Here is a 19,771-nt window from a genome sequence, read left to right as displayed (position 1 = left end):
GGCTGTTCTTAGAGATAGTGCAGGCCCAGCCTGTGCCCTTCCACTTCCCGCACCTGCACCGCCGTATCGTAGATGTCCTGCAACACCGCTTCCTGCATCAGGTCACCCGCCCCGCCCTGCAGCATCACGCGTCCATCACGCATCGCCACCACGTGGTCAGCATAGATGGAGGCGAAGTTGATGTCGTGGATCACCACGGTAATCGATCGGCCAAGGTCGTCGGCGGTGCGCCGAAGGAGCTTCATCATCGCCGCTGCATGTTTCATGTCGAGGCTGTTGAGCGGTTCGTCGAGCAGCACATATTTCGTGCCCTGCGCCAGCACCATGGCGACAAAGGCGCGCTGGCGCTGACCGCCCGATAATTCGTCCAGAAAGCGGTTCCGCAGATCGTCCAGCCCGAGATAGGAGATCGCCTCGTTGATGTGCCGCTCGTCCTCGACGGTCGGGCGACCGCCCGAGTGCGGAAACCGGCCGAAGGCGACCAGTTCACTCACCGTCAGCCGCATGCCGACCTGGTTGTTCTGCTTCAGGATCGCCAGCCGCTTTGCAAGCACCGCACCCGGCGTCTCCTGTACGTCGAACCCGTCGACCAGCACCCGGCCCGATGTTGGCGGGATCAGCCGCGCCACCATCGACAGAAGCGTCGACTTGCCCGCACCGTTCGGGCCCACGATCGCGGTTATGCCGCTCTCCGGCAGGGCGAGACTGACGTCGTCGACAACCGTTGCGTCATCATAGCGCTTGGTGAGATTCTGGATTTCGATCATCGTTTCAGATTCCGGTAAAGCAGCAGCATGAAGGCCAGGCCGCCGGTAAATTCAATGATCACACTGAGCGCAGTGTCGAAGCCGAACACGCGCTCCATTATTGTCTGCCCACCCACCAGCGCTATGACCGCGACCAGCGTTGCGGCCGGCAGCGTGTATTTATGCCGGTCCGTGCCCACCGCCTGATAGGCAAGACTGGCCACCAGCAGGCCGAAGAACGTGACGGGACCGACGAGAGCGGTCGATACGGAAACCAGAACCGCGATCACGGCAAAAAGCATCATGACCACACGACGATAGTCGATGCCGAGATTGATCGCGGAATCGCGTCCCAGCATCAGAACATCCAGCTTTGCCAGCAGACGACGGCTCACCCAGGCCGTAACCAGCACAATCACCGTCGAGACCGCCAGCAACTGCCGGTCGATCGCATTGAAACTGGCAAACAGCATGTCCTGCAGGGCGATGAACTCATTGGGATCGAGAATGCGCTGCATCATGTGCGAGAGACTGCGGAAGAAGACGCCGAACACCAGCCCCGCAAGCACCACAAGATGCAGGCTGCGCTGGCGACTGAGAAACAGCCAGTGGAAGAGCGCCATCGACATGGCCACCATGAGCACCGCCTCCAGCACGAAGCGCAGACGGATATCGACATTCGCCAGGTCCCGCGTGCCGAGAAAGAAGACCAGCGCGGTCTGGAGCGCCACATAGAGGGAATCGAACCCCATCACCGCAGGGGTCAGAATCCTGTTCTGTGTGACGGTCTGGAACAGCACGGTCGCGGTCGCCACCGCATAGGCGACCAGAACGAGACCAAGCAGCTTTCCACCACGAAAGGGCAGCACGAAATCCCAGTTGCCTCTCGCGCCCACGGTCATGAAGGCCGCCATCGCCACGATTGCGCCAAGGGCGAGAACGGCCAGCGCCAGGCGCGGTCTTTGCCATGAAGCCTGCTTAGCCAAAGCGCGCCCGCCGCCGAAGGAGGAGATAGAGGAAGATGCCGGAACCGAAGACACCCGCCACCGTGCCGACCGGAATCTCATAGGGGAAACGCAACACCCGTCCGACAATATCGCAGGCGAGCAGAAAACCCGCACCCGAAAGCGCCACCCACGGGAGGGCGCGCCGCAGATTGTCGCCCACGGTCAGGCTGACGACATTGGCAACAATAAGCCCCAGAAAGGGCACCGTGCCAGCCGTCACCACCGCCGAAGCCGAGACCATGGACACGATAACCAGACCGAAGGCGAGAATGCGCCCGTAGTTCAGGCCGAGATTGCGGGTGAAACTCTGACCGAGCCCGGCCACGGTGAAGCGATCCGCCGCCAGATAGGACAGCACAGCCAGACCGCCTGCAACCCACAACAACTCGTAGCGTCCCCTCAGAACACCGGAAAAGTCACCGTTGATCCATGTGGCGAGCGACTGAAGCAGATCATAGCGATAAGCGAAGAAGGTTGTTACCGCGTTGATCACGCCCCCGAACATCAGCCCGAGGAGCGGCACAATCAGGCTGGAGCCGGCTGGAATTTTCGAGACAAGACGGAGGAATATGAAGGTCGCTGCCAGAGCGAAACCCGAGGCGACAACCATCTTGTAGAAAATGGGCAGGCCCGGCGCGAGCAGCGCCACCACCAGCAGGCCAAGGCTTGCCGCCTCCACCATGCCGGTGGTCGTCGGCTCCACGAAGCGATTGCGGAACAGCATCTGCATGATGAGTGCAGCAACCGCCATGGACATGCCCGAGAGCACCAGTGCGAGCGTGCGGGGTATGCGGCTGACAAGGAGAAGCTGAATGGCCTGCGCGCTGCCATCGCCGCTTATGAGATCGCGCAGCGGCATGTCGGCCACGCCTATGAGAAGGCTGATGACGGCCAGAACAGCAACGCACCCGGCCGCCAGCACCAGGCCGGCGACAGGGCGAAAACGGACGGACATGCTGGCGGCGGCTTGCATGGCCCTGTCAGTCGACCGCGTTCATTGCCTTGGTGATCGCATCGACTTCCGCCTGGAGGGCAGTCATGCCGCCACCGACCAGATACCAGCGGACCGCGTCGGCATAGTAGATATTGCCTTCCCTGGCGGCCGTGGTGGCGGCGACGAGTTCGTTGTCGAGAGTCTGTCTGGCCGACTGGCCATCGCTGCCAACAGCCGAATCGCGGTCGACGACAAAGAGCCAGTCCGGGTTGGTCTTGAGGATGAACTCGAAGGAAACGGCCTCGCCGTGAGTGGCCGCCTCGACATCCTCGACGGCAGGCAGCACGCCAAGATCGTCATGCAGCCAGCCGAACCGCGAGCCGGGGCCGTAGGCCGACACCTTGCCGCCATTTGTCAGAATGATGAGGCCCTTGCCGGCATCCTTTGCGCTCTCGCGCAGCGCGGCAACGGATTTGTCGAGTTTTTCGATCAGTGCATCCGCAGCGTCTTCTTTGTCGAAGATCACACCAAGCTTGCGCGCATTCTCTTCAGCGCCCTGCAAAAAATTGTCGGGATCAATGGTCAGGTCGATGGTTGGCGCGATCTTCGAGAGCGCCTCATACTGCGCTGCGGATCGAGCCGCCACAATGATGAGGTCAGGCCCTGCCGCATTCACGGCCTCGAAATCGGGCTCGAAAAGCGAACCGATCTTCGCGTAGTCGCCCCCCTCATATCTCGAGAGATAGGCCGGGATCAAAGCACTTGGAACGCCCGCAACCTCGACACCCAGCGCATCAAGGGTGTCCAGTGTGGCAAGATCGAATGTCAGCACCTTCTTTGGCGTGTCCGGCAAAACGGTTTCGCCCTGTGCATGTTTGACGGTGATCTCCCCGGCATTGGCATAACCCGGCAGGAACGCCGCAAGCGCGATGGCAGAAGCCAGGAAACGCCCGGCGAGTGAGTTGAATTTCGAGATCATCGACATGCTCCAAATGTCTGGGAGGATGAAAGGAGAAGCCTGCCGACCCATGATCCGGCCAGCCGACAACGCCCTTGTCAGCATGTCGGTTAGCAAATATGATTGTGTTATTCAACTTATCTGTATGGACAATCTGCCACACAGTTTCAGCATTGTTTTTTCTCGGAGACATTTCTCATGCTGCAATCCAAAGCCGTCGTGATCACGGAGCACGCTTCGAAATATCTGCAGCAGCTTTGCAAGCATTTCGCCCACAAGGTCAGCGTCGATTACGACGCCGCGCAGGGCAAGGTGGATTTCCCGTTCGGTGACTGCATCATGCGTGCGGATGAAGCAGCGCTTACCATCGAGTGCAGCGCCAAAACGGACGAGGAGCTTGCCCGTGCTCAACATGTGATCGACGATCACCTCACACGTTTCGCCTGGCGCGAAAAGCCGGAGATTGCCTGGCAGGCGTGAGCGACAATCCGAATTTGACAGAAAACAGAAAGGCGGCGGAACGCGAGCATTGAATTCCGCCGCCCCTCCTTACTCGGCCGCCTGTGGCAGCGCGAGTTGTTCATTGTCCTGGACTGCAATCCCGGCATCGCCCCCCTGCTCCGCGCCCGGCCTCCGGACGCGGTAGAAGGCGGCGTAAAGCGCCGGCACGAACAGGATCGTCAGCACCGTCGCGGCGGTCAAACCGCCCATGATGGCAAAGGCCATCGGCCCCCAGAACACATTGCTCGAGAGCGGCACCATGGCGAGGATGGCGGCAAGCGCCGTCAGAACCACGGGCCGTGTGCGGCGCACCGTCGCCTCGATGATCGCGGTCCATTCAGGCATCCCGTCTTCCTGATCGGCCTTGATCTGATCGACCAGGATCACCGTGTTGCGCATGATCATCCCGGCAAGCGCGATCAGCCCGAGCAGAGCCACGAAGCCGAAGGGCTGGTTGAAGATCAACAGCCCGAACGCCGCGCCGATGAGACCGAGCGGGGCGGTGGCAAAGACCAGGGCGAGCCGCGAGAAACTCTGGAGCTGGATCATCAGGATGGTGAGCATGGCCAGCACCATGATCGGGAACACATCGAACAGGGCAGCGTTCGCCTTGGCGCTTTCCTCGATGGCGCCACCCATTTCGATGCGGTAGCCCACCGGCAGGTTCTCCATCAGCGGCTGAAGGGTCGGCCATATCTGTGAGGAAACATCCGGCGGCTGCACGCCTGCAGGCACATCGGCGCGCACCGTGATCAGCATGTCGCGGTTCTGCCGCCACAGGATCGGTTCTTCATGCCCATAGACCACCCTGGCCACCTGCGACAGCGGCACCGGCGCTCCGCCGCGCGTGGCAATCGTCAGGTCGCCCAGATGCTCGATGTCGAGCCTTTCGCTCTCCACCGCGCGCGCCACCACATCCACCTGTTCGATGCCATCGCGGACCGAGGTCACCGTCAGGCCTGAAAGCAGGGTCTGCAGCGTGCGGCCGATATCCTGCGGTGTCAGGCCGAGGGCCCGTGCACGGTCCTGATCGACCTCAAGCCGGATGGACTTCGCCTGTTCGTTCCAGTCCAGATTGGGATCGAGCGCGTTGGGGTTCTGCGCCATCACATCGCGCACCTCATAGGCGATGCGACGCACCTCCAGCGGGTCCGGGCCAATGACACGGAACTGAACGGGGAAGCCCACGGGCGGGCCGAACACCAGTTCCGTGACGCGCACCCGCGCTTCGGGCAGACCGCCATCGGCGATGTAGGTCTGCAGCCGCTCCTTGACCCGGTCGCGGGCTGCCGCGTCCTCGGTGTACATCACGATGATCGCGTAGTTCGGCTTCGGCAGCTCCGGGTTGGAAGCGAGGAACCAGCGTGGGGCACCGGCGCCCGTGTAGGTGGAGTAGGTCAGCACCTCTTCGTCAGCCGCAACCACCTCTTCCATCGCACGGGCAGACGCTTCGGTGGCCTTGATCGGCGCGCCTTCCGGCAGGCGGATTTCCACCATCAGTTCGGGGCGGGGCGAGGTCGGGAAGAACTGCTGCTGGACAAATCCGAAAGACCAGATCGAGATGGCGAAGAGCCCGATCACCGCAGCGATGACCACCCAGCGCCATGACACGCACCAGTCGACGATCCGGCGCAGCGCGTTGTAGAGGCGCGTGTCGTAGATATCGTGATGATCGCCACCCTCTGCCACGGCAGCGCCGTGCTTGTGAAAATCGGGCAGGAGCTTGACGCCGATATAGGGCGTGAAGATCACCGCCACGAACCACGACGCCACCAGCGCAATGCCGACCACCCAGAAAATGCCGCCGGCATATTCGCCCGCTGTCGACTGCGCAAAGCCGACCGGCAGGAAGCCCGCCGCCGTCACCAGTGTTCCCGTGAGCATGGGAAAGGCCGTGGAGGTCCAGGCGAAGGTCGCCGCTTTCAGCCGGTCATAGCCCTGCTCCATCTTCACCACCATCATTTCGACGGCGATGATCGCATCGTCCACCATAAGACCAAGCGCGATGATGAGCGCGCCGAGCGTGATGCGTTCCAGGCTCATGCCCAGAATGTCGAGCACGATCATCACGATGGCCAGCACCAGCGGCACCGCCAGCGCCACCACGATACCCGTGCGCCAGCCAAGCGACAGGAAGCTCACCGCCAGCACGACGGCCAGCGCTTCCAGAAACACCTTGATGAACTCGCCGACGGAGTCCTGCACGACTTCCGGCTGGTTGGCGATCATGTCGAGTTCCAGACCGACCGGAAGATCGGCCTTGATCCCGTCCATTGCCTGATCGAGATTTTCGCCCAGGGTGAGAATGTTCGCGCCTTCGGCCATGACCACGCCAATGGCGAGCGCCTGCTGTCCCTCATGGCGTGCGGTGAAGGTCGGCGGGTCTTCATAGCCGCGACGGACATCGGCGATATCGCCAAGACGGAACACGGTGCCGTTTACGGCAACAGGCACAGAAGCCACGGCTTCCACGCCCTTCAGCGCTCCTTCCACGCGCAGGAACACCCGGTCGGACGCCGTCTCGATCTCGCCCGAAGGTGTCACAGCATTCTGTGCCGCGATGGAATTGAAGATCACCTGCGGGTCGATGCCCAGAGTGGCAAGCTTGGAATGGGAAAACTCGACAAAGATGCGCTCGTCCTGAGCGCCGTAAAAGCGGACCTTCTCCACATCCGGCACGCGCAGAAGCCGCTGGCGAATGTCTTCCGCCGCGTCCTTCAGATCGCGCATCGTCGCGCCATCGCCGGTCAGCATGTAGAGCGCGCTGTCCACATCGCCGAACTCGTCATTGAAGAAAGGGCCGATCACGCCCTGCGGGAGGCTCGCGCGAATGTCGCCGACACGCTTGCGGATCTGATACCAGATGTCGGCCACCTCGCCCGGCGGTGTCGTGTCCTCAAGCTGCACCTGCATGAAGGTGGAGCCCGGTTTGGAATAGGTGCGCACCTTGTCGAAATAGGGCACTTCCTGCAGCGTCTTCTCGATCGGGTCGGCGACCTGTCGCTGCACCTCCTCGGCCGTGGCGCCCGGCCAGATGGCATTCACCACCATCACCTTGATCGTAAAGCTCGGATCCTCCGCACGACCGAGTCGCGCATAGGAATAGGCTCCGCCCAGCGAGAGAACGATGATCAGGAACAGGACGAGCGTCTGGTGAGTGACGGCCCACTGCGAAAGGTTGAAACGCTGCATGTTGGCCTCCGGTCAGTCAGCGCTGGCAGACTGGATTTCGGCGAGCCGGACGCGTTCACCATCCTGCAGTTTCTGGACACCGAGCGTGACGATCCTGTCGCCATCCTCAAGGCCCTCCGCAATAATCGCATTGCGCGACTGATAGGCCTCGACGACGACCGGCCGGCGTTTGAGTTCGTTCGAGGGGGGATCGACTACGAACACGACCGGGCCCCGGCCATCGTCGAGAACCGCCGTCATCGGTATGCGCGCGACCGGTGACGGATCTCCTTTGGTGAGCGAAACGGTGGCGGTCATGCCGAGCCGGACATTCGCATCCGCCTGCGGCACGGAGAAGCGCACCGGATAGGTCCTGCTCGTGCCGTTGGCCTCCGGCGCGATCTCGCGCACCTTCGCGGCGTAAAGGCCGTCGCCGGCCCACAGCGAGACCTCCGCAGTGGAGCCCTCCAGGTCGGTGAGACGGCTTTCGGGGATCGAAACCTCGACCTCCTTTTCATCCAGCCGCGCCACGCTCACCACCATCTGACCGGGCGAGACGACCTGGCCCGCCTCCACACCCACGGCACTCACCACGCCGTCGGCGGATGCCGTGAGTTCGGCATAGCCCATCTGGTTTTCGGCAAGGGCGACCGCGCGCTCGGCCTGCTCGAAGCGCGAGCGCGTTTCGTCAACCGCCAGCGCCTGTACATCGAGCGCTGCCTGGGTCACGTGCCCGCGCTTGAACAGCGTGCGCGCCCGCTCGAGATCGGTCTCGGCCTTGGCGAGGCTTGCCCGCGCTGCCGTAAGTGCTGCCCGCTGCTGCTCAAGCTGCAGGTTGAGATCGACCGGGTCGAGCCGCGCCAGAACCTCTCCGGCCTTGACCGCGTCCCCCACATCCACACGGCGTTCAGCCACCTTGCCACCGACGCGAAACGCCTCGGCGACTTCCGTGCGCGGCACGATGGTGCCCGTATAAGTGCGTGTCTCCGCAAGCGGGGAAAGCCGCACCGTCGCCACCCGCACGACGGGATCGGGACGCTCGGCCACCTCCTCTTCCTGGCAGGCGGCCAGTGAAAGCGCCATCGCGCCCAGAAGAACAATCCGTTTCGGTGTCGTCAGCGGCATGAGCCCCTACCTTATAAACGTTGTTAACTGATGATTCTCAATATTTATCACTATTTGAGCGCGCGCATTCCAATGCCGCCACAGCTTTGGGCGCATCAGCCTATGCCCGCTTGCCCAGTGCTTTCAGGATAAAGCGCAACTGCTCGCGCAGACCCTGCTCGGTGTCCTCGCCGTGCTGTATGCAATGTTCGATCAACAGGGGGTGGAAAAACGGCACAAACGCCGTTTTGACGCAGCGCGCCGCCTCTGCCGGATCGTCGACATCGAAATCGCCCGCCTCGACACCCTCGCGGATGATGCCTTCCATGATCGTCGTCATGCGCTCGATATGCGCCTTGATGATCGACCAGTTTTCCTGCATCGCAACCGCAACCATCTCGTGGGTGCGCTTTTCCTTGATCAGCGTCGCCTTGTTGTGCTCGTGGATCGACGTCAGAAGCCGCGACAGCTTCTCCGGCGCCGGCGCGTTGGTCCGCGCGATGGAAAAGGCGATCGCCGCCACTTCCTCGACGATCCGCCCGCAGATGCACTCGTTGATCGCCCCTTTTGAAGGGAAGAATCGGTAGACATTGGCCGGACTCATACCCACTTCCGCGGCAATATCGGCAACGGAAGTCTTCTGATAGCCAATGCTGCGGAAGAAATTCTCGGCCACCTCCAGAATGCGGCTGCGGGTTTCCTCCGGATCGGTGCGGGTGCGCGTAATCTGTTTCATCATCCTATTCCTGATGATTTTCAATAATCGTCAGAATTCAGGAAGTCAACAGCTATTCGCCCCGCAAGGCCATGGCGTCCGGCCTATCGCGCATCCTCGAGGATCATCGACGCCGCCTTTTCCGCGATCATCAGCGTCGGCGAGTTGGTGTTGCCGGAAACGATGGTGGGCATTACCGACGCATCGGCGATGCGCAGGCCATCGAGCCCACGCATTCTAAGCCGCGGATCGACAACCGCTCCCTCATCCGTCCCCATCCGGCATGTGCCGACGGGGTGGAAGATCGTCGTGCCGATCTGGCCAGCTGCCTCAACCAGTTCTTCCTCGCTCTGGTAATCCGGTCCCGGCTTGAACTCTTCGGGCCTGTAGCGCTGCAGGGCCGGCTGGGCGACGATGCGGCGCGTGAGCCGGATTGCGTCGGCGGCCACCTGCCTGTCACCCTCGGTGGAGAGATAGTTGGGCCGAATGGCCGGCTGTTTCCGGAAATCCTTCGAGGTCAGATGCACCGAACCCCGGCTCTCGGGCCTGAGATTACACACGCTTGCCGTGAAGGCCGGGAAGGGATGAACCGGATCGCCGAACCTGTCGAGCGAGAGCGGCTGCACGTGATATTGCAGATTGGCCGTTTCGCGCGTTTCATCAGAGCGTGTGAAAAGGCCAAGCTGGCTCGGCGCCATGGACATGGGCCCCGACCGTTTCAGAAGATATTCCAGCGCAATCGCTGCCTTGCCGGTCAGCCGGCTCGCCTGCTCGTTCAGCGTGCGGATGCCAGACACTTTGTAGGCGCAGCGCAGCTGCAGGTGGTCCTGCAGGTTTTCGCCCACCGAATTCTGCTCGAAGACCACGGGAATGCCGGCTGCCTGCAAAACATCCCCGCGCCCGATGCCCGACAGTTCGAGAATGTGCGGCGAGCCGACTGCGCCCGCCGACAGAACGACCTCGGCCCGGCAATGCGCCTCGCGCGCCACCCCGTTCTGCTCGTAGGCGACGCCCGTGACACGCCCCTCCTGGACCAACAGACGGCGCACATGCGCGCCTGTCTCAACCCGCAGGTTCTGCCGGTGCCGCACAGGCTTCAGGAAGGCTTTGGAAGCGTTCCAGCGTATGCCGCTGCGCTGGTTCACCCGGAAATAGGACGAGCCCTCATTGTCACCCCGGTTGAAATCGTCGACCTTCGGGATGCCGAGCGATTCGGCCGCATCCTGAAACGCATCCAGAATGTCCCAGCGCACGCGCGCCTCTTCCACGCGCCACTCGCCGCCGGCGCCATGCATGTCGTCGGCGCCCCGGTAGTAGTCTTCGGGCTTCTTGAAGAAGGGCAGCACATCGTCCCAGGCCCAGCCCGTGCAGCCCATCTGCCGCCAGCGATCATAATCGCGCGCCTGCCCGCGCATGTAGATCATGCCATTGATGGAGGAGCAGCCGCCCAGCACCTTGCCGCGCGGATAGGCGAGCGAGCGCCCGCCCAGCCCAGCCTCGCTTTCGGTGGTAAAGCACCAGTCGGTGCGCGGGTTGGAGATGCAGTAGAGATAGCCGACCGGGATATGCACCCAGGCGTAATTGTCCTTACCGCCCGCCTCCAGAAGCAGCACCGAGACCTTCGGATCGGCGGACAGGCGGTTGGCCAGAAGGCATCCCGCCGTCCCCGCGCCGACGACGATATAATCGAACTTGTCCGTCATGGCGGTCAGCGCACGTCGCCCTCCCCGCGCGAAAACCGCGCGAGGATTTCGCCCACAATACCGCGACGGAACAGAAGCACGCAGATCATGAAGATCGCGCCGGTGATCACCGTCACCGGAAACTCCGACGTGGCAAGATAGTTCTGCAGTGTGACGACCAGCCCGGCGCCGACAATCGGGCCGAGCATCGTGCCGATCCCGCCAAGCAGTGTCATGAGGATCACCTCGCCCGACATCTGCCAGGTCACATCCGTCAGCGTTGCGAACTGGAACACCAGGGCCTTCATCGCGCCGGCAAGCCCCGCTAGCGTGGCCGACATCACAAAGGCGGCAAGCTTGTAGCGCGCAACGCTGTAGCCGAGCGAGATTGCGCGATTCTCGTTCTCGCGGATCGATTTCAGGATCATGCCGAAAGGCGAATGCACGATGCGCCAGACGGCAAAGACGCCGATCAGGAAGCCGCCCAGCACGAAGAAATACATGTTGAGCGGCACGCTCAAATCGATGAACCCGAAGAGATGCCCGCGCGGCACGCCCTGAATGCCGTCCTCGCCCTTGGTGAAAGGGGCCTGAACGCAGAAGAAATAGAACATCTGCGCCAGCGCCAGCGTGATCATGGCGAAATAGATTCCCTGCCGCCGGATGGCGAAAAAGCCGATGATCAGCCCCAGCACCGCCGCGCCAAACACGCCGAGAAGCACGCCGAATTCCGGCGTCCAGCCCCACTCCTTCACCGCATGAGCGGTGAAATAGGCCGCACCGCCAAAGAAGGCCGCATGACCGAAGGAAAGCAGGCCCGTATAACCGAGCAGCAGGTTGAACGCCGCCGCAAAGAGCGCGAAGCACAGCATCTTCATCAGGAAGACGGGATAGAGGAAGAACGGTGCGGCGATCAGCGCTGCAATCCCCAGCCCCACGAGAAGCCATTCGGTGCGGGCACGGGTCTGCCGGTCGATGCCGGTACTGGTCAGTTCAGCCATGTCACGCATCCTTCCCGAACAGTCCGGCCGGTCGCACCAGAAGCACGATCGCCATGATCACGAAGATCACGATGTTGGACGCTTCGGGATAAAACACCTTGGTGAGCCCTTCGGCGAGACCGAGCATATAGCCGGTGACGATGGCGCCGAGGATCGAGCCCATGCCGCCCACCACCACCACGGCGAACACCACGATGATGAGGTTTGAGCCCATGAGCGGGCTCACCTGATAGACCGGTGCGGCCATGATGCCGGCAAGACCGGCAAGTGCCGAGCCAATGCCATAGGTCAGCGTCAGAAGCAGCGGAACGTTGACGCCGAAGGCCTGCACAAGGGTCGGGTTTTCCGTCGCCGCGCGCAGATAGGCGCCAAGCTTGGTCTTTTCGATCAGAAGCCATGTGCCGATGCAGATGATGAGTGAGGCAACCACCACCCAGCCGCGATAGTTCGGCAGGAACATGAAGCCAAGATTGGTGCCGCCGGAAAGCTGCGGCGGCGGCATATAGGATTGCCCCGATACACCATAGAAATAGCGGAACGCGCCTTCCAGAACGAGGGCCAGCCCGAAGGTGAAGAGCAGGCCGTAGAGCGGGTCCACATTGTAAAGCCGGGACAGCGCGACCTTCTCGATCGCCATGCCGCTCAGCCCCACCAGCAAAGGCACCAGGATAAGCGCCGGCCAATAGCCAATGCCCAGATGCGCCAGAAGCAGATAGCCGATGAATGCACCCAGCATGTACTGCGCGCCATGGGCGAAATTGATCACCCGCAAAAGGCCGAAGATGATGGCGAGCCCGAGGCTCAGCATCGCGTAGAACGAGCCATTGATGAGGCCGACCAGCAATTGGCCGAGAAAGGCCTGGATCGGGATTCCGAAGATCATGGTCATGTCATCAAACTCCAATCACCTCGTGCAACTCCTCCATGCGCTGATCCAGCTCGGATGCCGGGAAGCTCGCCGTTATCTGGCCGTGTTCCATCAGGTAGAAACGGTCGGCAACGCGGCTGGCAAACCGGAAATTCTGCTCAACCAGCAGGATCGTCATGCCGCGCGCCTTGAGCGTTGCCAGCACCTCGCCGATGCGCTCCACGATCACCGGTGCGAGGCCTTCGGTCGGTTCATCGAGCAGAAGCAGCTTCACGCCGGTGCGCAGCATGCGGGCGATTGCAAGCATCTGCTGTTCGCCGCCGGAGAGCTTTGTGCCCTGGCTGTTGCGTCGCTCTTTCAGATTTGGGAACAGCTCGAAAATCTCTTCGATGCTCATGCCCCCGTCAGAGACAACAGGCGGCAGAAGCAGGTTTTCGTCCACCGAAAGCGTGGCAAAGATGCCGCGCTCCTCAGGCACGAAGCCGAGCCCCGCATGCGCCGTGCGGTGCAGCGGCGTGTTCATCAAATCCTGACCGGCAAAGTCGATCACGCCCTTGCGCTTGCGGATGATGCCCATGATCGCGCGCAGCGTCGTCGTCTTGCCGACACCGTTGCGGCCAAGCAGCGTGACCGTTTCGCCCTCCGCCACATCGAGGTTCACACCGTGCAGTGCGTGGCTCTCGCCATACCAGGCATGCAGATCGCGGACGGAAAGAAGCGGCTTTTTGCCGTGCTCATGCGTCATGGGCCGTCCCCATATAGGCCACCTTCACCTGTTCGTCCTGGCTCACGGTGGCGTAATCGCCGGCGGCAATGATCTCGCCACGCTGGAGAACCGTGATCCAGTCGCAGAGATCGGCGACGACCTTGAGATTGTGCTCGACCATGAGGACGGCACGGTCCTTCGCCACATCGCGGATTATGTCGGCAACCGTCTCCACATCTTCATGGCCCATGCCCGCCATGGGCTCGTCGAGCAGAAGAACCTTGGGATCGAGCGCCAGCGTGGTGGCAATCTCCAACACGCGCTTGCGGCCATAGGAGAGATCGCCGGCCATCCTGTGGCGTTCGTTCTGAAGCCCGACCGTCTCCAACAATTGTTCCGCGCGCGGGGTCAGGAGGTCGAGGCTGCCGAGCGAGCGCCAGAACTGATAGCCGAGCCCGCCCGGACGCTGCAGCGCGACGCGCACATTGTCGAGCACGCTCAGATGCGGAAAGATCGCCGAGATCTGGAACGACCTCACCAGCCCCAGCCGCGCCACCCTGGCGGGCGGGGTGCTGGTGATGTCGCGCCCCATGAACTCGATGCGCCCGGCACTGGGCGCCAGAAACTTGGTCAGAAGATTGAAAACGGTTGTCTTGCCGGCCCCGTTCGGGCCGATCAGCGCGTGAATCTTCGCATGATGCACGTCGAGATCAACATTCTTGACGGCAACGAACCCGGCAAAATCGCGCCGCAGACCGCGGGCGGAAAGCACCACCCGCGGCTCTGCATCACTGGCGGCGCCGGAAACCGGCGCTTCTATCATGGCAGCCTCCGTCACTGGCTGACCAGGGAGCAGCCGCTTTCAGACGGTTTGATATAGGCTTCCTCACCCGGAATGGTGGCAAGGACATTGTAATAGTCCCACGGTTCCTTGCTGTCGGCGGGCTTCTTCACTTCCATCAGATACATGTCGTTGAGCAGACGCCCATTGGGGCCCACAGTCGCGTCGCGGGCGAAGAGGTCGTTGACCTTCATCTCATGCAGCTTTGCAGCGACCGCTTCCGTCTCGTCCGTACCGGCTTCCTTGATGGCTTTGAGGTACTGCATCACGGCAGAATAGGTACCAGCCTGGATCATGTTGGGCATACGCTCGGTGCGTTCGTAGTAACGGCGGGCGAACTCGCGCGATTCATCGTCGCGATCCCAGTAGAAACCTTCCGTCAGCGTCAGCCCCTGCGCGGCTTCAAGGCCAAGACCATGAACCTCGGCCAGCGTAAACAGAAGCGCTGCCAGGCGCTGCCCGCCAGCCACGATGCCGAATTCGGCGGCCTGCTTGATCGCGTTTGCCGTATCGAGACCGGCATTCGCCAGACCGATCACCTTGGCGCCCGAGGCCTGAGCCTGAAGCAGGAAGGAAGAGAAGTCGGTGGTGGCGAGCGGATGGCGTACGGCACCCAAAATCTCACCGCCCTTGGACTTGGCAAAGTTGCCGGTCTGCTCTTCCAGAGAATAGCCGAACGCATAGTCTGCGGTCAGGAAGAACCAGGTGTCGCCGCCCTGCTCCACCAGCGCGCCGCCGGTGCCGACCGCGAGAGCATGCGTGTCATAGGCCCAGTGGAAACCGTAGGGCGAGCACTGTGCGCCGGTCAGTTCCGTGGTCGCCGCGCCGGTGACCATGTTGATCTTCTTCTTCTCTTTCGAGATGCCCTGCACGGCCAGAGCCACCGACGAAGTCGTCAGCTCCATGATCGCATCTACCTGTTCGGTATCATACCACTGGCGGGCGATATTGGCGGCAATGTCAGGCTTGTTCTGGTGGTCGGCGGTGATGACCTCGACGGGCTTGTCGAGAACCGTGCCGCCAAAATCCTCGACCGCCATCAGCGCGGCCTCATAGGACCATTTTCCGCCAAAGTCGGCGTAGACACCCGACTGGTCGTTCAGGATGCCGATCTTCACCTTTTCATCGGAAACCTGGGCCATGGCCGGAATGGCGGTGGCCGTCATCAGGGCCATGGATGCAAGCGCAAGTAACTTCATAATCGATCTCTCCTCCCAAAACGGTGATCCGCAAGCCGGTGCTGCGCGCCCGGCGGCGGTTATCCTGAACCGCAGGGCGTGCTCGTGCTCCTCCGCACATCTCCCTGCAGGAAATCGGCATGGCAATTATGGGGGCTGGAGCCGGTGCGAACCGGGCCTCCCTTCCCTCATGCACGACCATGCCTATAGTCATAGCATTGACCTTTCCGTACACAACTCATTATTTTTGCACAAATACGGTGCAAAAACGTACAGAGCGATGCGACCATTTTCCTGGGACGACCTGCAATACTTCCTCGCCGTCGCGCGAACGGGGCAGCTTTCGGCAGCGGCGCGCAAGCTGAGAACCAATCACGCCACGGTTTCGCGCCGCATCGACAGGCTTGAGCAGGCGCTGGGAACACGGCTCTTCGAGCGCAACCCGCGCGGCTATCTTCTGACGGCGGCGGGCGAAAAGATGGTGGAGCGGGCCGAAGTGATCGAGCGCGAAGCCGCTCACGTGCAGAGCGAACTCGCAGGTGACGCCACCTCGGTCAGCGGCGTTGTGCGTATCAGCACGCTGGAAGGGTTCGGCAATTTCTTCCTGGCCGACCGCCTGCCCGATCTCGCCAGTTCCCTGCCTAGCCTGTCTATCGAGCTTCTCATCATCCAGCAGATCGTCTCACTGTCACGCCGCGAGGCGGATATGTCGGTGACCCTGTCCACCAACCGGGCGGGCTCACATCACTATGAAAAGATCACCATGTACCGGCTGTTTCTTTATGGAACCCGCGAGTATCTGGAAAAACACCCTCCGGTGCGCCGCAAATCCGATTTGGCGTCCCATCGCATCATCGGCTACATCGAAGACATGATCTTTACGCCGGGCCTCGATTACCATCGGGAGATCCTGCCGGGTGCCCGCGCATTTTACCAGAGCTCCAGCATTCATGCGCAGCTCGCCGCCACGCGCAAGGGTCTGGGGCTGTGTGTGATGCCGAACTTCATGGCACGCCACTACCCCGATCTTGTTCCGGTCATACCAAAAGAGATTCATCTCGAACGCTACTACTGGTGCATCGCCCATCAGGACGTCGCGCACACACCGCGCATTCGGATGCTGACGGACTTCATCAAGACCGAAGCGGAGGCCGCGAAGGACGATTTTCACGGGCAAAATCTTTTGACGTAAAAACACGTCGTTTTCCGGAAAACGAAAGCGTTTTACCTCAAATTCCGGAATTTCCGGGACTTTTCGGCAATTTTGTCGCAAGCTGAATTGTCACATGGCCACGCAGTCTTCTTTCGATGAGACTGCACCCTGAAATGGAGAGGCCGCGATGAAGAACGCCCAGTATACACCCACCGACAACCCGATGCTGACGGGGACCCTTGGCCGCTGCCCGCAATGCCAGCAGGGTCACATCTTCAAGGGCTATCTCCAGCTCGCGGAAAGCTGCGAGGTCTGCGGGCTCGACTACTCCTTCGCCGATCCGGCCGACGGTCCAGCCTTCTTCGCCATGACCATAGCCGCCGTTCCCGCGCTCGCCTTCGGGGTGTGGTTCCAGATGGCATTCGAACTGCCGCTTTGGGTCCACGTTTTCACGACCGTGCCATTGACGATCCTGAGCTGCATGGCGCTTTTGCGCCCGCTCAAGGGCTGGCTCGTCTGCTCGCAATATTTCCACAAGGCCGAGGAAGGCTCCATCGACCACGCCTGGCACAGCGAGGCGGCGGCCAAGAAGGCCGATCAGGCCTAAACCATCAGGCTCTCCGCCATCATTTCCTGAAGCGCCTCATAGGCGGCAAGCACCGTCCGGGTCTGCGCTTCATGGGCGAGCCGAAACGCATCACCATAGACCGTCTCGTCCGGATATTCGGTGATGAGCGTCATCGGCGCGTCGTGGCGGTCGACCTCCGTGATGGTGATCGGGAAGCCGTTCAACACCTCGAACTGAAGTGCACCAGCGTGGATCTCGTAGAGCCGCATCTGCGCTTCATTGAAAGCGACGAGGCCCGGAACCTTTGCAAGTTCAGCCGTCACCTTTTCGATGAGGAGACGCGTGCGCTCGGCCCAGCCGGGCTTGTGACGGGCGACCAGAAAAAAGCCCTTCGGCACCGTCCACATCTCGAACCCGCGTGGAATGTAGCCCGTCAGCGGACGGGTCCATTCATGCGAGGGGTAGCCGTGCAGATTGACGTGGAGCACGGCCTTCGTGCGTGAATAGGCTTCGCGGCGAATGGCTTTTTCATAGAAGGGTTCGGCTTCCCGATATTCCAGATCGTCGCCAAGCGCGGTGTAGCGGGCCGCGTGGTGCATGTGGTGCGGCTGGCTCTGGCATAGCGCATAATGAAGCGCGTAGCCGTCCGGGTTTTCCAGCGGGGAAACCGTGAAATGCGCGCCTTCACGCCCGGCCAGCAGCGAAGCACCGCGCAACGCGCCTGCGACACCGGAAATCTCGTTGGGATGCTGTCCGCCGCTCAGCATGATCGGATGATCGGTTCCGCGCACATAGCGCGCCGGAACCGGGCGGCCGGAACGCGAAACCACCTCGAATGCCTCACCGCCGATCTTTTCAAGCGTCTCGGCGACCATCGAGACGGAGAATGGCCCCGTGGCTTCGTGCAGCGGCTGCGCCGGCCAATGGGCGGGTTCGGTGGTAAGCGGCCGGGTTTCAACCCTGACGGTGAGCGGCCCCTCGCCTGCCGCGATCACCGGAATGATCTGACCGGGCTGGAGCCCGCGCGAACCGAGCGGACGGCCGGACTTCTTCTGGAAAAGTTCAAGCAGCGAGAAATAGAAATCCTCGTGCAGCGCCTCATGCAGGCTGATCGCTTCCTCGCCAACCGGGAGCCGTGTGTCTGCGCCAGGCATGGACACAGCAATATGCAGCGCGTCGAAAAAGGGTTCGCTGTCTCCCCATGGGTGCGCATCAATGGCCTGAACCGTTTCGTGAAACAGGCGCTCGAAATCGGTTGCGAGCGCTTCGTCAACAACGCGGCCATCCGGGTGACGCACGCGCAGCCAGCCGCAGGGCGAAAGAAGCTTTTCGCCGATATGATCGTCGGCAAGCCGGTTGGGCGCGAAGACCGCATGGCGTGAAACGGCGCCGTCCGCCGCCGTGATCTCGACACCATATTCGAGCGGGCCATCGACCGGAGCGGGGGTGAAGCTGATCTCGGCTGCGCCCACCATCCCTGCCAGAGGATAGGCTTCCAGAAGGAAACGCTGCTCGGGCGCAGCAGCGCTCACCGGATAAGTGATGGCGATGCGCGGCGCGGCGGGCGCGTCTTCCAGAAAGAAATGAACCAGCGGCTTGTAGGCGCTGTGCAGCCGCGCCTTAATGCCCGCTGCCGCAAAGCGCTTTTCGGCACCGCGGCGCGCCGCCTCATCCTCGAAAAGCCACGCCTCCAGCTCGCCACCGCGCCATGCCTCAATGGCGTATTCGGCAACCAGACGGTCGAGCGTGCGGTCAAAGGTCTTTTCGAAGATCGCGGTCATGTTTCTGTGCGTCCCGTTGGATCGAGAAGATCGCGCAGCCAGTCGCCAAGCAGGTTCAGGCCGAGCACGGTGAAGAGGATTGCGAGGCCCGGAAAGACGCTGACCCACCAGGCGTTCTGCAGATAGGTGCGGCCATCGGCCAGCATGCCCCCCCAGCTCGGGATGGTCGGATCGACACCGAGGCCAAGGAAGGTTAGCGAGCTTTCCAGAAGAATGTTGGTGGCGACGTTGAGCGTCATCAGAACGATGACGGGCCCGGCGAGATTCGGCAGAAGGTGCTGAAACAGGATCTTGAAATCCGGCACGCCGATGGCCTTGGCCGCATGGATGAACTCACGGTCGTTGAGCGACAGGACGGAGCCGCGCACAAGGCGGGCATACTGAACCCATTGCGACACGATGAGCAGGATGATCGTGTTGGTGATGCCGCCGCCCACAATGGCGATGAAGGTGATGGCAAGCAGGATGAAGGGAAGCGCCAGCTGCACGTCGGCAAAGCGCATGACGAGCATGTCCCAGAAGCCGCGATAATAGCCCGAGATCAACCCCATCACGACACCGACCACCACAGCGCCGGCAACGGAGGTGAAGCCGACCAGAAGCGAGATCTTGCCGCCAGTTATCACGCGCGCCAGCACATCGCGGCCCAGCGGGTCGGTGCCCAGAATGTGCGCCCAGTCGGTGAACGGTTTTGTGAGACGTGCCGTCAGGTTGATCTGCTCACCGCCATCGGGAAAGAGCAGCGGTGAAAGCAGGACCAGAAGCGTCATCGTTCCGGCAAGAAGAATGCCCAGAATGAACTCGATGTTCTTGAAGTGACGCAAACGCGAAACAGCCTGTGCCATGATTGCGTCCTT

The 19,771-nt window shown here is 61.8% G+C and carries 18 protein-coding genes; 3 read left to right on the top strand and 15 right to left on the bottom strand.

What is annotated here, in order from left to right:
• Positions 1–8 precede the first annotated feature (8 nt).
• From AC07E3_RS06710 to AC07E3_RS06695, 4 genes are all read right to left on the bottom strand, one after another.
• Positions 9–767, bottom strand: coding sequence for an iron ABC transporter ATP-binding protein (locus AC07E3_RS06710; RefSeq protein WP_478360771.1), 759 nt, complete (start codon positions 765–767; stop codon positions 9–11).
• The gene (locus AC07E3_RS06705) at positions 764–1,660 is read right to left on the bottom strand and encodes an iron chelate uptake ABC transporter family permease subunit (RefSeq protein ID WP_478360918.1); all 897 of its coding nucleotides are present in this window, start codon (positions 1,658–1,660) and stop codon (positions 764–766) included. The genes AC07E3_RS06710 and AC07E3_RS06705 overlap by 4 nt, the downstream gene beginning before the upstream one ends.
• A 64-nt stretch (positions 1,661–1,724) precedes the next feature.
• Positions 1,725–2,726, bottom strand: a complete 1,002-nt coding sequence (locus AC07E3_RS06700) for an ABC transporter permease (RefSeq protein WP_478360769.1) — start codon at positions 2,724–2,726, stop codon at positions 1,725–1,727.
• Positions 2,727–2,733: 7 nt separating this feature from the next.
• Positions 2,734–3,666 carry a siderophore ABC transporter substrate-binding protein gene (locus AC07E3_RS06695; protein WP_478360767.1) on the bottom strand — a complete coding sequence of 311 codons (933 nt, stop codon included), beginning with the start codon at positions 3,664–3,666 and terminating at the stop codon, positions 2,734–2,736.
• 177 nt (positions 3,667–3,843) lie between these two features.
• Between AC07E3_RS06695 and AC07E3_RS06690 the strand changes: the two genes are divergently transcribed.
• Positions 3,844–4,125: a DUF2218 domain-containing protein gene (locus AC07E3_RS06690; RefSeq protein WP_223004773.1), complete on the top strand. Its 282-nt coding sequence runs from the start codon at positions 3,844–3,846 to the stop codon at positions 4,123–4,125.
• Between the two features lie 69 nt (positions 4,126–4,194).
• Here AC07E3_RS06690 and AC07E3_RS06685 read toward each other — a convergent pair whose 3' ends face one another.
• The 9 genes from AC07E3_RS06685 to AC07E3_RS06645 all read right to left on the bottom strand — a co-directional run bounded on the left by AC07E3_RS06685 (position 4,195) and on the right by AC07E3_RS06645 (position 15,433).
• Entirely contained in the window at positions 4,195–7,338 is a 3,144-nt protein-coding gene (locus tag AC07E3_RS06685) for an efflux RND transporter permease subunit (protein WP_478360765.1), read from the bottom strand.
• A gap of 12 nt (positions 7,339–7,350) precedes the next feature.
• On the bottom strand, positions 7,351–8,442 hold the full coding sequence (locus tag AC07E3_RS06680; RefSeq protein WP_478360763.1) for an efflux RND transporter periplasmic adaptor subunit: 1,092 nt from the start codon (positions 8,440–8,442) through the stop codon (positions 7,351–7,353).
• A 100-nt stretch (positions 8,443–8,542) separates the two neighbouring features.
• On the bottom strand, positions 8,543–9,157 hold the full coding sequence (locus AC07E3_RS06675) for a TetR/AcrR family transcriptional regulator (protein ID WP_065816570.1): 615 nt from the start codon (positions 9,155–9,157) through the stop codon (positions 8,543–8,545).
• Between the two features lie 83 nt (positions 9,158–9,240).
• Complete coding sequence (locus AC07E3_RS06670; protein ID WP_478360761.1) at positions 9,241–10,839, bottom strand: GMC family oxidoreductase; 1,599 nt, start codon at positions 10,837–10,839, stop codon at positions 9,241–9,243.
• 5 nt (positions 10,840–10,844) lie between these two features.
• Positions 10,845–11,828, bottom strand: a complete 984-nt coding sequence (locus AC07E3_RS06665) for a branched-chain amino acid ABC transporter permease (protein ID WP_374730055.1) — start codon at positions 11,826–11,828, stop codon at positions 10,845–10,847.
• Positions 11,821–12,708, bottom strand: a complete 888-nt coding sequence (locus AC07E3_RS06660; RefSeq protein WP_065816571.1) for a branched-chain amino acid ABC transporter permease — start codon at positions 12,706–12,708, stop codon at positions 11,821–11,823. Before AC07E3_RS06660 ends, AC07E3_RS06665 begins: the two co-directional genes overlap by 8 nt.
• Positions 12,709–12,712: 4 nt before the next feature.
• Complete coding sequence (locus tag AC07E3_RS06655) at positions 12,713–13,432, bottom strand: ABC transporter ATP-binding protein (protein ID WP_478360759.1); 720 nt, start codon at positions 13,430–13,432, stop codon at positions 12,713–12,715.
• A complete protein-coding gene (locus AC07E3_RS06650; RefSeq protein WP_478360757.1) occupies positions 13,422–14,216 on the bottom strand; it encodes an ABC transporter ATP-binding protein in 795 nt (264 codons plus the stop codon). Before AC07E3_RS06650 ends, AC07E3_RS06655 begins: the two co-directional genes overlap by 11 nt.
• Positions 14,217–14,227: 11 nt before the next feature.
• Positions 14,228–15,433 carry an ABC transporter substrate-binding protein gene (locus AC07E3_RS06645; RefSeq protein ID WP_478360755.1) on the bottom strand — a complete coding sequence of 402 codons (1,206 nt, stop codon included), beginning with the start codon at positions 15,431–15,433 and terminating at the stop codon, positions 14,228–14,230.
• 259 nt (positions 15,434–15,692) lie between these two features.
• Between AC07E3_RS06645 and AC07E3_RS06640 the strand changes: the two genes are divergently transcribed.
• On the top strand, positions 15,693–16,604 hold the full coding sequence (locus AC07E3_RS06640) for a LysR family transcriptional regulator (protein WP_478360753.1): 912 nt from the start codon (positions 15,693–15,695) through the stop codon (positions 16,602–16,604).
• A 148-nt stretch (positions 16,605–16,752) separates the two neighbouring features.
• Positions 16,753–17,172, top strand: coding sequence for a DUF983 domain-containing protein (locus AC07E3_RS06635; protein ID WP_223004767.1), 420 nt, complete (start codon positions 16,753–16,755; stop codon positions 17,170–17,172).
• On the opposite strand, the gene AC07E3_RS06630 is transcribed toward AC07E3_RS06635, so the two are convergent.
• Positions 17,169–18,914 carry a M14 family metallopeptidase gene (locus AC07E3_RS06630; RefSeq protein WP_478360751.1) on the bottom strand — a complete coding sequence of 582 codons (1,746 nt, stop codon included), beginning with the start codon at positions 18,912–18,914 and terminating at the stop codon, positions 17,169–17,171. The genes AC07E3_RS06635 and AC07E3_RS06630 overlap by 4 nt on opposite strands.
• Positions 18,911–19,759: an ABC transporter permease gene (locus AC07E3_RS06625; RefSeq protein WP_065816482.1), complete on the bottom strand. Its 849-nt coding sequence runs from the start codon at positions 19,757–19,759 to the stop codon at positions 18,911–18,913. The genes AC07E3_RS06630 and AC07E3_RS06625 overlap by 4 nt, the downstream gene beginning before the upstream one ends.
• Positions 19,760–19,771 lie beyond the last annotated feature (12 nt).

This window comes from Nitratireductor lacus (genome assembly GCF_056431025.1).
The sequence above is the reverse complement of the archived record's forward strand: the minus strand, read 5'-3'. Positions and strand labels throughout refer to the sequence as shown.